The sequence below is a fragment of the Pseudonocardia halophobica genome (assembly GCF_027922425.1).
Lineage (GTDB): Bacteria > Actinomycetota > Actinomycetes > Mycobacteriales > Pseudonocardiaceae > Pseudonocardia > Pseudonocardia halophobica.
Genome location: NZ_BSFQ01000042.1, coordinates 1 through 13,144, shown reverse-complemented (window position 1 = coordinate 13,144; position 13,144 = coordinate 1). Strand labels below are relative to the sequence as shown.

11 protein-coding genes and 1 pseudogene are annotated in these 13,144 nt (G+C 77.4%); 7 read left to right on the top strand and 5 right to left on the bottom strand.

The window, feature by feature from the left end; all coding sequences use genetic code 11:
* Positions 1-32 precede the first annotated feature (32 nt).
* On the top strand, positions 33-1,013 hold the full coding sequence (locus tag PKE99_RS31425) for an asparaginase (RefSeq protein ID WP_037048963.1): 981 nt from the start codon (positions 33-35) through the stop codon (positions 1,011-1,013).
* Here PKE99_RS31425 and PKE99_RS31420 read toward each other — a convergent pair.
* Complete coding sequence (locus PKE99_RS31420; protein WP_081924458.1) at positions 947-1,639, bottom strand: DedA family protein; 693 nt, start codon at positions 1,637-1,639, stop codon at positions 947-949. The two genes, PKE99_RS31425 and PKE99_RS31420, sit on opposite strands and share 67 nt — an antisense overlap.
* Positions 1,640-1,795: 156 nt before the next feature.
* Here PKE99_RS31420 and PKE99_RS31415 point away from each other — a divergent pair, with 156 nt between their 5' ends.
* The 3 genes from PKE99_RS31415 to PKE99_RS31405 are packed head-to-tail and all read left to right on the top strand — an operon-like array spanning position 1,796 to position 4,792.
* Entirely contained in the window at positions 1,796-2,926 is a 1,131-nt protein-coding gene (locus PKE99_RS31415; RefSeq protein ID WP_051737798.1) for a PQQ-dependent sugar dehydrogenase, read from the top strand.
* Positions 2,927-2,944: 18 nt separating this feature from the next.
* Positions 2,945-4,456 (top strand): carboxylesterase/lipase family protein, encoded by a 1,512-nt coding sequence (locus PKE99_RS31410; protein WP_063739812.1) that lies wholly within the window; start codon positions 2,945-2,947, stop codon positions 4,454-4,456.
* 24 nt (positions 4,457-4,480) lie between these two features.
* Positions 4,481-4,792 carry a putative quinol monooxygenase gene (locus tag PKE99_RS31405; protein ID WP_037048964.1) on the top strand — a complete coding sequence of 104 codons (312 nt, stop codon included), beginning with the start codon at positions 4,481-4,483 and terminating at the stop codon, positions 4,790-4,792.
* Positions 4,793-4,798: 6 nt separating this feature from the next.
* Here PKE99_RS31405 and PKE99_RS31400 read toward each other — a convergent pair whose 3' ends face one another.
* From PKE99_RS31400 to PKE99_RS31390, 3 genes are all read right to left on the bottom strand, one after another.
* On the bottom strand, positions 4,799-5,080 hold the full coding sequence (locus PKE99_RS31400) for a hypothetical protein (RefSeq protein WP_037048965.1): 282 nt from the start codon (positions 5,078-5,080) through the stop codon (positions 4,799-4,801).
* A 140-nt stretch (positions 5,081-5,220) separates the two neighbouring features.
* The gene (locus PKE99_RS31395; protein WP_037048968.1) at positions 5,221-6,249 is read right to left on the bottom strand and encodes a TerC family protein; all 1,029 of its coding nucleotides are present in this window, start codon (positions 6,247-6,249) and stop codon (positions 5,221-5,223) included.
* Positions 6,250-6,364: 115 nt separating this feature from the next.
* Positions 6,365-7,357: a hypothetical protein gene (locus tag PKE99_RS31390; protein WP_156067762.1), complete on the bottom strand. Its 993-nt coding sequence runs from the start codon at positions 7,355-7,357 to the stop codon at positions 6,365-6,367.
* Between the two features lie 193 nt (positions 7,358-7,550).
* Between PKE99_RS31390 and PKE99_RS31385 the strand changes: the two genes are divergently transcribed.
* Positions 7,551-9,737: a tetratricopeptide repeat protein gene (locus PKE99_RS31385; protein ID WP_051737799.1), complete on the top strand. Its 2,187-nt coding sequence runs from the start codon at positions 7,551-7,553 to the stop codon at positions 9,735-9,737.
* A gap of 26 nt (positions 9,738-9,763) precedes the next feature.
* Here the strand turns inward: PKE99_RS31385 and PKE99_RS31380 are convergent, their stop codons facing one another.
* On the bottom strand, positions 9,764-10,492 hold the full coding sequence (locus PKE99_RS31380; protein WP_197040739.1) for a Crp/Fnr family transcriptional regulator: 729 nt from the start codon (positions 10,490-10,492) through the stop codon (positions 9,764-9,766).
* Positions 10,493-10,610: 118 nt separating this feature from the next.
* On the opposite strand from PKE99_RS31380, the gene PKE99_RS31375 reads away from it, so the two are divergent.
* Both PKE99_RS31375 and PKE99_RS31370 read left to right on the top strand, forming a co-directional pair.
* Positions 10,611-11,348, top strand: a complete 738-nt coding sequence (locus PKE99_RS31375; RefSeq protein WP_051737801.1) for a hypothetical protein — start codon at positions 10,611-10,613, stop codon at positions 11,346-11,348.
* Positions 11,345-13,144: pseudogene (locus tag PKE99_RS31370) on the top strand (hypothetical protein); the annotation flags it as partial. The gene PKE99_RS31375 and the pseudogene PKE99_RS31370, both read left to right, overlap by 4 nt.

The following is a 13,144-nucleotide window of genomic DNA, read 5'->3' as shown; positions in this document are numbered from 1 at the left end:
CGGCGCGGGTCCGGCGGCTACCGTCGCCGTCCGTGGGTGAGGCGAGCAGCAGCGTCGCGACGGGGGCCGGGGTCCTGGCCACCGTCGTCCGGTCCGGGGTGGTCGAGTCGGTGCACCTGGGGCACCTGGCGACGGTCGGCGGCCCGCAGGTCGGCCGACCCGGCACCGTCTTCCTCCCGCGCTCGTCCCTCAAGCCGGTGCAGGCCGCGGCGATGCTGCGGGCCGGCCTGGACCTCGACGACGAGCTGCTCGCGCTCGCGGCCGCCAGCCACGCCGGCCTGCCGATGCACCGCGAGGGCGCCGCCCGGATCCTCGCCGGCGCCTGGCTCGGCACCGGCGCCCTGCAGAACACCCCGGACCTCCCGCTCGACCCCGACGCCGCCGCGGCCTGGCGCGCGTCCGGCTCGCCACCGGAGCCGGTCGCCCAGAACTGCTCCGGCAAGCACGCCGCCATGCTCGCGACCTGCGTGGCCGCGGGCTGGGACACGGCTTCGTACCGCGACCCCGAGCACCCGCTGCAGCAGGCGATCCGCCGGCACGTCGAGGCGCTGACCGGGGACGAGGTGCGCCACGTGGCCGTCGACGGCTGCGGCGCGCCGCTCTTCTCCTGCACCGTCGCGGGCCTGGCCCGCGCCTTCTCGACGATCGCCACGGCGGAGCCGGGCAGTCCGGAGGGCCGGGTCGCCGCGGCGATCCGGGCGTACCCCGAGTGGCTCGGCGGCCCGGCCCGCCCGGTGACGCGCATCCTGCGGGCCGTGCCCGGGCTCGTCGCGAAGGACGGGGCGGAGGGGGTGTTCGCCGCCGCGCTACCCGACGGGCGGGCGCTGGCCCTGACCGTGCTCGACGGCGCCGCCCGGCCCGTGCCGGCCGTGGTCGCCGCCGCGCTGCGCGCCCTGGGGGTGCGCTCCGCGGAGCTCGACGCCGCCGGCCACGTGCCGGTCCTCGGTCACGGGGCCGAGGTGGGGGCGGTGCGACCGGCCGTGCCCTCGGCCGTCGACACCGGCGCCGCCTGATCCGGCAGCTCGACCTCGTCGAGCATCCGGTGGGTGCGCCGCCGCACCACCAGGGCGACGGCGAGGCCGGCGACGACCGCGACACCCAGCCCGACCCAGGAGAACCGGGACAGCCACCTCTCGGCGACGATCCCCAGGTAGTAGACGGCCGCGGTGGTCCCGCCGGCCCACACGACCGCGCCGCCGATGTTCGCGGCCAGGAACCGCGGGTAGTGCATCCGCAGCGCCCCGGCGAGCGGGCCGGCGAAGATGCGCAGCAGCGCCACGAACCGGCCGAAGAACACCGCCCACGTCCCCCAGCGGCCGAAGACCCGCTCGGCGAGGGCGACGTGCCGCGGTCCGAAGTGCTTCGGGAAGCGCCGGCCGAGCCGGTCGAACAGCGGGAGGCCGAAGCGCCGGCCGATCAGGTAGCCGATCGAGTCCCCGACGACGGCGCCGACGATCGCGGCGACGCCGACCGCGACCGGGTCGACCGCGACCTCGTGGTGCGAGGCCAGCAGCGCCGCGCTGACCAGCACGATCTCGCCCGGCAACGGGATGCCGAGGCTCTCCACACCCACCACGAGCCCGACGATCAGGTACACCGCCAGCGGCGGGATCGCCAGCAGGATGTGGTCCACGGTCATGGTCACCAGGGTGCCCGACGCCGCGGACCGGGCGGAGCGGGGCCACCCACCGCTCCACCCGGGTGCAGGCCCCACCTCCGCCGTCACGCTGCCGTTTTCCTCCCGTTCCGTCGGGTTCGGCGCGCCCGGCCCGAGCGGCCCGGATAGGTTCGTGACGTGCGCTCCCTCACCGCCCTCCCCCTCCGGACCGGCGCCGCGCTGCTGCTCGCGGGCACCCTGGCCGTCACCACGGCCTGCGCCGCCCCCGCCCCCGCACCCACGGCGGCCACCCCGGCCGGCACCCCGTCCGCCACCCCGCAGAGCGCGCCCGCGGACGGCGCGCCGCGGGTGCTGGCGTCGGGCCTCGAGGTGCCGTGGGGCATCGCCTTCCTCCCGGACGGCTCCGCGCTGGTCACCGAACGGATCCCGGCGACGATCTCCCGCGTGGCCCCGGACGGCGCGGTGACCCGGCTGGGCACCGTCGACGGCGTGACCCCGACCGGCGAGGGCGGGCTGCTCGGCGTGGCACTCTCCCCCGACTACGCGACCGACCGCGGCGTCTACGTCATGTTCACGACCTCGGACGACAACCGGGTCGTCCGGCTGACGGCCAACCCGGACGGCACGATCGACGGGTCGCGGCAGCAGGAGATCCTCACCGGGATCCCCAAGGGCGGCAACCACGACGGCGGCCAGATCAAGTTCGGGCCGGACGGCTTCCTGTACGTCGCGACCGGGGAGGCGGGCCGCGGCGAGCCGGCCCAGGACCGCGACGACCTCGGCGGGAAGATCCTGCGGCTCACGAAGGACGGCCGGCCCGCGCCCGGCAACCCGTTCGGCACCGCGGTCTACAGCCTCGGCCACCGCAACCCGCAGGGCCTGGCCTGGGATCCGGCCGGGCGGCTGTTCTCCGCGGAGTTCGGGCAGAGCACGTGGGACGAGATCAACCTGATCACCCCGGGCGGCAACTACGGCTGGCCCGAGGTGGAGGGCCGCGAAGGCCGGGACGGTTTCGTCGACCCGCTGGCCCAGCAGGGCACGGACGACGCCTCGTGGAGCGGGCTGGCCTACGCGGACGGCGCGCTCTACGCGGGCGCGCTGCGGGGCGAGCGGCTCTTCCGCTACCCGGTGAACCCGGACGGGTCGCTGGGCGAGCCGCAGGTGCTGTTCGAGGGGACCTACGGCCGGATCCGCGCCGTCGCGGTCAGCCCGGACGGGAAGTCGCTGTGGTTCACCAGCAGCAACCGCGACGGTCGCGGCGACCCCGGGGCCGACGACGACCGCATCCTCGTGCTTCCGCTGGCGTGATCCGGTAGACCGGAGACCGTGCAGGCGAGCGAGCGGTCGGTTCAGGAGTCGGGTGGCCAGGCGCCGGAGGCGGTCACCGGCGCGGGTCGGGTCCGGGGCGTCGAGAAGGACGGGGTGGCCCGCTTCCTGGGCGTGCCCTACGCCGCGCCGCCCGTCGGCCCGCTCCGCTTCGCCGCGCCCGCGCCGGTGCCGGCGTGGGAGGGCGTGCGGGACTGCACCGTCCCCGGCCCGAACGCCCCGCAGCCGCCGCGCACCTTCGGCCCCCTGGACCTCTCCCCCGTCATCGGGCAGGGCTGGCGGCCGGGCGACGACCACCTGACCGTCGACGTCTGGACGCCGGACCCCGGCGGCTCCGGGCTGCCCGTGATGGTGTTCGTGCACGGCGGCGCGTTCGTGGCCGGCGAGCCCGGCGCCCCGGTCTACGACGGGACCGCGCTCGCCCGCGCCGGCGTCGTGCTGGTCTCGGTGACCTACCGACTGGGGATCGAGGGCTTCCTCCCGCTCGCCGGCGGGGCCACCAACATCGGGCTGCGCGACCAGCTCGCCGCCCTGGCCTGGGTGCAGGAGAACGCGGCCGCGTTCGGCGGCGACCCCGGGAACGTCACGGTGTTCGGCGAGTCCGCGGGCGCGATGAGCGTGGGCTGCCTGCTCGGCTCGCCGCTCGCGGGCGGGCTGTTCCGCCGCGCGATCGTGCAGAGCGGCGGCGCGGAGATGGTGCACAGCGAGGGGCCGCTGCGCGGGTTCGCCGCACGGGTCGCCGCCGAGCTGGGCGTCGAGCCGTCCGCCGAGGCCTTCCGCGAGCGGCCGCTCGCCGAGACCCTGGCCGCCCAGGACCGCATGTCGGATCCGCTGAAGCGCGGCGACCTGCGCGAACCCGACGGTGTCGATCCCGGCTTCGGGCTCGGCGGCTTCTGTCCGGTGGTGGGCGACGACGTCCTGCCGCGCTCCCCGCTCGCGGCCGTCGCCGAGGGCTCCGCGGCGGGCGTCGACCTGATCACCGGGTTCAACGCCGAGGAGATGAACCTCTACCTCGTCCCCACCGGCCTGCTCGGCGCCCTGACCGACGCCCAGACGCTCGCCGGGCTCGGCGCGGTGCACCCGCGCGCCGCCGAGCTGCTGGCCACGCGTACCGAGGCCACGCCCGGCGAGCGGTACGCCGCCCTGCTCACCGACCTCGTGTTCCGCGGCCCGGCACTCCGCCTCGCCCTCGCGCACGCCGGCACCGGGTCCGGCTCCACGCACGTCTACGAGTTCGCCTGGCGCTCCCCCGCGTTCGGCGGCGGGCTCGGCGCCTGCCACGCCCTCGAGCTGCCGTTCGTGTTCGGCACGCCCGAGCACGCGACCGGGCCGGACGCGCTGGCGGGCGAGGACCCGCCCCGCGCGCTGGCGGACGAGATGGTCGCCGCGTGGACCGGCTTCGCACGGACCGGCGACCCGGGCTGGCCGGCGTTCACGGCCGAGGGCCGCGTCCTGCGGCGCTTCGACACCCGGTCGGTCGACGCCGCCGCGGACCCGGTCACCGCCGCCTGATCCCGGCGCGGTTACCGTCGCCGCATGAGCGCCCGCGTCGGCAGGTACGTCCGGATGATCGCGACCCCCGGGGAGGGGGCAGCGCTGGCCGAGGGGATGCTCCGGGTCGCCGAGGGCATGCGTTCCGCGCCGGGGTGCGAGCTGTACATCGTCAACCGCACCCCGGACGAGGAGGACGCCGTCTGGGTCACCGAGGTCTGGTCGGACGAGGCGGCGTCGGAGGCCGCGCTCGAGCGCGACCTCGGCGAGGCCGGCCTGGGCGCGGTGCTGCCGCTGCTCGCGGGCCCGCCCGAGTACATCGAGCTGACCCCGGTGGGCGGGCCCGGCCTCGGCTGACCCGGGTCAGCCGACCGTCGCGTGCAGCACCGCCGGGAGGCGGTGCAGGCGCGCGACCAGCAGCTCGGCCTCCTCGGCCGTGAGCGGCAGGCGCACCCCGAGGGCGCCCGTGTCGTCGTCGGCGAGGTCGGCGGTGAGCCCGCGGACCGGGTAGCCGCGGCCGCGCAGCAGGGTCACGACGCGCTGGACGCCGTCGAGGCCGCCGGTCACGGCGACGGTGACGGACATGTGGTCCGGCATCTCCGGGACGTCCGGGGCGGTCGGTGCAGGGAGCAGGGCGGCGGTCATCGGATCTCCTCGAGGAAGGTGGGGATCCGGGCCAGGTCCCGGGCGGGCGCACGTGAACGGCGCGCCGGCGACCTGGCTCAGCCGGCGCGCCGGGTAATGATCTCCCGCGGGGAGGTCAAAGCGTGGCGCACGCCACCATCCTAGCGGTCCCGCTCCTGCTCCGACGCGGAGACCGCGCCCGGGGCCTTCTTGCTGGCCCGCAGCGAGCCCGCGTGCGCCTTCTGATCAGGGTCGTTGCGCGTCTTGATCAGGCTCGCGACGGTGACGATCGCCAGGATGCCGATGATCACGGCGAGGCTCAGCGTGGTCGGGATCTCCGGCACCGACGGGCTGATGTCGACGTGCAGCCAGTGCAGGATCAGCTTCACGCCGATGAAGGCGAGGATGATCGCGAGCCCGGTCGAGAGGTACACCAGCCGATCGAGCAGGCCCTTGACCAGGAAGAACAGCGCGCGCAGGCCGAGCAGGGCGAAGGCGTTGGCCGCGAAGACGATGTAGGCCTCGCTGGTCACGCCGAACACGGCGGGGATGGAGTCGAGCGCGAACAGCAGGTCGATTCCGCCGATCGCGACCAGCACGATGAACAGCGGGGTGGCCAGGCGCTTGCCGTCGACCTTCGCGAACAGCCTGCCGCCGTGGTAGTCGTCGCTGACCGGGAAGAGCCGCCGCGCGCCCTTGACCACGACGTTGTCCTCGACATCCGGGTCCTCGTCGCGGTGCCGGAACAGCTGGACCGCGGTGTAGAGCAGCAGCAGGCCGAACACCAGGAACATGAACGAGAAGGCGTTGAGCAGCGTGGCGCCGACGGCGATGAAGATACCGCGCATGATCAGCGCGAGCACGATCCCGAAGGTCAGGACCTTGTGCTGGTGCTCCTCGGGGACCGCGAACGTCGTCATGATGATCACGAAGACGAACAGGTTGTCGACCGAGAGGCTCTTCTCGACGATGTAGCCGCTGAAGTACTCGATGCCGAACTGGCTGCCGGCGTAGGACCAGAAGATCACGCCGAACAGCACGGCCACGGCGATGTAGAAGACCGACCAGAGCACGGCCTCGCGGAACCCGACCCGATGGGGTTTCAGCGCCGCCACGATCAGGTCCAGGGCGAGCAGCAGGACGACCGCCCCGATCGTCACGCCCCACGCCAGCCCGGTGACCTCGAGCACCCGTCCTCCTCGGTCGATGTCCGTTTCGCACCCTTCGGGAGAAGGCTACCGATACCCGGGCACTCGCGCGCCGATCCGGGCGAAAGCGACAACCGTCACGTCCGCCGACGGCCGGTCAGCGGGTGCGCTCGACGCGGCAGGTGCCGGAGACGATGTCGGTGCCCGGCGGCAGCGCGCCGCGCTTCTGCGCCCAGCCGCTGTCGCCGTCGTGCTCGTGGCTCTCCCGGAGCCACTGTCCCGCACCGGCGTCCGCCTCCACCACGAACAGGTCGCGGACTGACCCGATCGGGGAGTCGAAGGCGAGCTGGAACGAGGCCGGGCCGGAGTCGGTCCGCACGGGCGCCTTCGCGAAGAACGGCATGCCCTCGGTGAACGGCCGCAACATGAGCCAGTACGTGTGGCCCGGGTCGGCGGGCTTCACGATCTCCAGGTCGGCGCGGATCCGGATCGGGATGCCGGGCCGGCCGTCGTCGGAGGCGACGGAGAGGAACCGGACGTCGCCGCCCTCGCCGCCGACGTCGCAGTTCACCCCGGTCGGGCCGGCCGGCTCGACGGTCTCCACCGCGCCGGGCAGCGCCGGCGGCGACGCCGCCACGGCCTGCGGTTCCGGGGTCCCGCGGCCGAGGAGCAGGCCGAACGCCGTACCGGCGCCGAACAGGGCGAGCCCGGCGAGCGCGAGCGCCACGAACCGGGAGCGGCGGGCGGGGGCCGGGGTGCCGGCGGCGCCGCCGTCCGCGGGGTCGGCGGCGCGGTCGGCGCTCTCCTCCGGCTCCTCCCCGGCCGCCCACGCGTCCCGGGCCGCCGTCCACCGCGCCTCGTACGGCTCCGGGTCCACGCCGTGCACGACCAGGAAGGCCTTCACCGAGGGCCACCGCGGCAGGGCGCTGCGGCCGTCGGACGAGCGGCGCGGGCCGAGCATCCGGGAGCAGGTGGCGGACGAGACCGTGACCAGGCCGGGAGTGTCGGCGCGGCTACGCACGATCGCCTCCTCGACCTGGCGCAGCCGGTCGAAGGGCCCGTCGGTGTAGATCGTGCGCAGGTCCGTGACGACCTCGCGGACCGGCCCGGGCAGGTCCTCCTGCAGGGGGTCCAGCCCCTTCTGCGGCATCGCCGACGCCTCCTCCTCGGCCGCTGTCGCGCGCTGATCGGTACTGATCGGCACTGATCGGTACTGACCGGATCGGTGCAACGTTGCCGTTGGTTACACCTGTCCGCAGCACGATCACGGAACGCGACGGGTTCCCGGAGCATCGGCTGATCGACGACACTGCTCGGAACGACCGGCGGGAGGTGATCACGGGGTGGGTCGACCCGCGCGCCCGGCCGGGCGACTGACGCTGCGCCTCGACGCCCCCGTCGGCACGGCCGTCCAGCTCGGCACCGTGGCCGTCCCCCTGGCCGGAAGCCCTGTTCGGGGCGCTCTCCCGGCTGCCCTGCCGCCGCGGCCGCACGGCTTCGTCGGGCGGCGCCGCGAGCTCGCGGAGATCACCCGGGCCGTCCGCGGGCCCGTGCGCGCGGTGCTGCTGACCGGCCGTCCGGGCGCGGGCACCACGGCGCTGGCCGTCGAGGCCGCGCACCGCCTCGCCCCGCTCTTCCCCGACGGCGTCCTCGCCGAGGATCTGCGCGACCGCCTCCCGGGACCGGACGCGCCCGCGGGCCGGTTGCTCGCCGGGCTGGGGCTGCCCGTCCCCGCCCGGGCCGCCGACGCCCGGGCCGCGCTGCGGGCCGCCCTGGCCGAGCGGCGTGTCCTGCTCCTGCTCGACGACGTCGTCGACGCCGGTGTGGTCGCGGGGCTCCTGCCCGCACGGTCCGGCTCGTTCGCCCTGCTCACGGCGGCCTCCCCGCTCGCGCTGCCCGCCGGTGCCGCGGTCCGGGTCGAGGTCGGCGACCTCGAGCCCGACGACGCCCGCACCCTCCTCGGCGGCCCCGGCCCCGGCGTCGACGAGCTCGTCGCGGTCTGCGACGGGCTGCCGCTCGCGCTGCGGATCGCCGCCGCCCGGCTGGCCGCCGAGCCGGACCTCACGCCGGACCGGCTCGCCGCCGCGCTGCGGGACCGGCACCGCACGTTCGCCGGCCTCCGGATCGGGGACCGGACGCTGCGCGCGTCGTTCGCCGCGGCCTACGCGCACCTCGGGCCGACCGAGCGCCGGGTGCTGCGGACGCTCGGGGCGATGCCGCTCGCCGACGTCACGCCCGGAACGGCGGCGGCGCTGGCCGGGGTGGACGCCGAGTACGTCGCGCCGGCGCTGGACGTGCTGGCCGCGGCCCACCTCGTCGACCGGCGGCCGGGCACCTCTCCGCGGTACGCGCTGCGTGAATCCGCCCGGAGGTTCGCGGAGGAGGCACTGCGCGACACCGGCGGCGAGCGCACGGCCTCGGCCGGCCGGGAGCGGGTCGCCCACACCTACTTCCGCGCGCTCGACCGGGCCCGCCCCACCCCCGGCCGCGCCGCGGACCACGGCTGGTTCGCCGCCGAGTGGGACAACCTCGTCGTGGTGGCCGAGGACCTCGAGCGGTACGACCGGACCGGTCTCGACCAGGTCGCCGACGTCCTCGCGGACCGCCGCGCACTCCGGGCGCCGTGGGCCCACTGGTACCGCGTCCAGGCGGCGGCGCTGCGCTGCGCGGAGGCGGAGGGCCCGCCGGAGCGGCGCGCGGAGCTGCAGGTGCGGGTCGCCGTCGCCCACCACGGGCGCGGCCGTCCGGACCTCGCGCTCGGCGCCCTCGACGGCGCCGAGCAGCGCTTCCTCGCCGCCGGCGACCCGGTCGGAGCGGCCGGGGCGGTGCGGGCGCGGGCCGAGGTGCACCGCGAGATCGGCGACCCGGGCCGCGCCGAGCAGCTCTACCTGCGGGTGATCGAGCTGCTGCGCACCCACCGGGGCGCCGAGGCCGTCGAGACCACGGCGTGGGCCCTGCACGGGCTCGGGGCGGTCGCGGGCGCGCGGGGCCGCACGGACCGTGCGCTGCACTGCGGGGCGGGGGCGCTCGAACGGTTCCGGGCGCTCGACCACGGGCCGGGGCAGGCCGCCGTGTGGCAGGCCCTCGGCGACGCGCGCCGCGACGCGGGCGACGCCGACGGTGCGGTCGAGGCCTACCGCCGCAGCTGCGCGCTGTTCGCGGAGCAGGACGGGCCGGAGCCGGTGGCCCCGCGGCAGGGCCTGGGCGAGGCGCTGGCGGCGGTGGGCCGGACGGACGCGGCGACCGTCGAGCTGGGGGCGGCGCTGCGGGCCGCGGTGGCCGCGGGCGACCGGACGGCCTGGGCGAAGGCGCGCCGCTGGCTCGCCTTCCTGGGTCACCAGGAGTCGAACGGGTGCTCCGTCGGCAGTGCGGCGCCGTCGTGGCCGAGCAGCGCGAGCATGTCCTCGTCCACCCCGAACCCGGTCGGGCCCGCCACCGTCCCCTCCTCGGGTTCCGGTTCAGCGCTCACCGCGGGTCCTTCCCGTCGCCGGTCGTCGGACACCGATGATCGCCGGGATGCCGCCCGGTGATGTCGCACCCGTGCCACCTGCGGCGGTCAGTGTGCGGGCTCCGCCAGCCGGCGTTCCAGCCCCTCGGGGTCGAGCACCCGCAGCTTCCGCGGCGAGGACCGGTACCCGGTGTCGACGAGCCCGGCCTCCTGCAGCCGGGCCAGCTCCAGCCCGACGATCCGCGGCTTCGCGCCGACCAGGTCGGCGATCCGCGGCTGGGCCAGCGGCACGTCGACCACCACGGAGCCGCCGGGGCCCGGGACGCCGAACTCGCGCGCATGGTCGAGGAGGACCCGCCCGATCCGGGCGCCGATGCGGCCCTGCGTGTACCGGACCCGCCGGTCGGTGACCGCCCGCATCTTGGCGACCACGGCGGTCGTCACGGCCCGTTGCGCCTCGGGGTCGGCACCGAGGAACCGGTCCAGCGCCGGGCGGGGCAGGACCCGGCAGAGGGTGGGCACGGCGGCACGGACCATGGCCGAGCGCGGCCTGCGGTCGACGTAGCCGAACTCGCCGAGCAGGGAGCCGGGCCCGCGGAAGGCGAGGAACACCTCGGCCCCGTCCGCGGCCGTGGCGCTCACCGTGGCGAGCCCCCTCTCCAGCAGCAGCATCGACTCCGAGGGGGAGCCCTGGAACAGGATCGTGGCGCCGGGGTCGAACTCGGCGGGGTGCCCGAGGGCGCGCAGCGCCTCCCAGAGCGCGGGGTCCAGGGCAGGCTCGGGTCCGGCGCCGCCCCGCGGGCCCTGCGCCGCCTCCGTCCGCTCCTGGGTCGTCACCGACCGGTCACCCCCCGGGTACCGTGCGGACCGGCCGGCCCGCACGGGGAACCTACCCGCCGGGCGCCCCCACCTCGTAGGCTCCCCGTCGGCGGCGGTTCGGGGTACGGGGGGACGGGTGGTCGGACGCCGGGGTGACACGGGCGACCGGTTGTGCGTCGCGGTCGACCTGGAGGGCTACGGCAGGCGCTCGGACGCGGGGCAGGAGCGGGCCCAGGAGGTCCTCGCCGGGCTTCTCGACGCGGCCTGGCGGGCGGCGGGGACCGCTCCGCTGCGCCAACCCAACGGGGACGGCGAGGTGGCCCTGCTCGGGCCGGCGACGGAGCCCGAGGCGGTCGTCGCGATGCTGGTGGCGCTGCGCGCCGGGCTCGAGGCGGTCAACCGGTCGGCCCCGCGCGAGCGGCTGCGGCTGCGCGCGGCCGCCCACCGCGGCCCGGGCCGTCCGGCGCCCAACGGCTTCGCGGGCAACGGCGTGGTGCGGACCTGCCGGTTCCTCGGGTCCCGTGCGCTGCGGACCGACCTGGCCCGGCGGCCCGGCACCGACCTCGCGGTCGCCGTCTCCGACCCGCTGTTCGACGAGCTGCGCGGCCTGGTCCGGCTGCGCGACTTCCGGCGGGTGCTCGTCCTCGAGCCCGCGAAGGTGTTCTCCGGCTACGCCTGGCTGCACACCGGCGGCCCGCTCCCGGCGCCGCTGACGGACGTGGTCGGGACCGCCCCGCCGGAGTGCTCGGGGCCCGAGGCCCCGGGGATGCGGATCGAGATCGCCGACGGCGGCCAGGCCGGCACCGTCGTCCAGGCGCGGGAGCTGCACGGCGGCCTCACGATCGGCCCGCCGGACCGCCGGGGCGGCGCGTGAGGGAGCCGGAGCTGGACCTGCGGGTGGCCGCACCCGTCGGGACCGTCGTGCAGGTGGGACGGGTCGTGCTCGAACCCCCGGCCGCACCGCCGGTCGACCCCACGGTCCCGGGGCTCGCCGGGCGCGAGGGCGAGCTGGCCGCGGTGCTGCGGGCGGTCGCCGCCGGCGCCCCGGGGGTCGTGCTCGCGGGCGGACCCGGGCTCGGGACCACCGCGCTGGCCCTCGCCGCGGCCGCACGCCTGGCCGGCCGATACCCGGGCGGGGTCCGGTTCGTGCCGCTGACCAGCCCCGATCCGGGCCCGGCGCTGCGCGAGCTGCTGCGGGACCTCGGCGTGCGCGCCGGCGAGATCCCGGCCGCGACGCCGCACCGGACGGCCCTGCTGCGCGCGGTGCTCGCCGGCACGCCCACCCTCCTCGTGCTCGACGACGCCCGCTCGGCCGCGCAGGTCCGCGCACTGCTGCCGGGCGGCGGCTCGGCGGTGCTGGTGACCACGGCCGCACCGCTCGGCGAGCTGCACCTCGACGGCCTGGCCCCGGTCGCGGTGCGGGGCCTGCCGTCCGCCGCGGCCGCCGCGCTCCTGCCGTCCTGCCACGCCGGGCTCGACGTCCCCGCCCTCTGCCCGGCACCGGCCGTCGAGTCCGCGGACGCGCTGCTCGAGGCCTGCCACGGCTCCCCCCTCGCCGTCCGCCTGCTCGCGGGAACCTTCCCGAGCCCCGCCGCGGGCCTGCGCGCCCTGCGGACACAGCAGTCCACGGGCCGGCCCCGCGACGCCGCCGCGGCCGCCCGCGCCGCCGCCCGGATCGCACTGGCCGCCCTGCCCGCCGCCGAACGCGAGGTGCTGGAGGCGGTCCGGGCCACCAGGCTGCCGCTGGTCGATCCGGCGCGGTGCGCCGCGGTGCTGCCGGACCGCGTGGCGGTCGGCCCGCTGCTGCGCGTCCTGCTCCGCCGCGGGCTGCTCGGCCCGCGCCCCGGGCCCGGCGACGGGCCGTGGTGCGCCCTGCCCACCGTCGTCGCCGAGGTGCTGCCGGCCGAGCCGGAGTGGGCCGCCCTCCCTGGGCCGCTCCCGGAGCGCACCATCCCGCTCGACGGCCCGACCCCGCTCGACGGGCCCGCCCCGGCCGGTCCGAAGGCGGCCCCGGCGGGGCCGGAGGCCGCCCCGGCCGGGCCGCTCCCGCTCGACAACCCGGCCCCCCTCGTCGGCCCGGCGACGCCGGCCCCCGACACCGGCACCCTCCTGCAGCGGCTCGCCCACCACGCGGCCGCGCACGCCGACCCCGCCGTGGGCGCCGACGCCCTGGTCCACCTCGCCGCGGCCCGCACCCGCCGGGGCGACGACACGGCCGCCCTGGCCGCGGCCACCGCCGCCCTCGACCTCGCCGACCGCACCGGTGACCCGGTCCTCCTCGGCCGCGCGGCACACCGCCTCGCCGCCGCGCTCGCCGCCGCTTCCGAACCCGACCCGGCCGCGCCGCCGGCACCCCCGCCTCTCCCGTCCTCCGGGTCTGCACCCGCCTTCGGGACCGCACCCGCCTACCCCGCCGGGCTCCGCGACGCCCGCGCCGCCTTCGACCTCGCCGTCGACCTCCTCGCCGGCCGGGACGACGCCGCCCACGCGCAGGCCCTGGTCGACCGGGCACACCTCGCGCGCCGGCGCGACCGCCCCGCCGAGGCCCTGGCCGACCTGCACGCCGCGCTCGCGCTGTTCCGCCCGCTCGGCCGGCCCGCCGACGTCGCCGCGGCGTGGCAGGAGGTCGCCGCGGTCGAACGGGCGGCCGGGCACCCGTGCCGGGCCGTC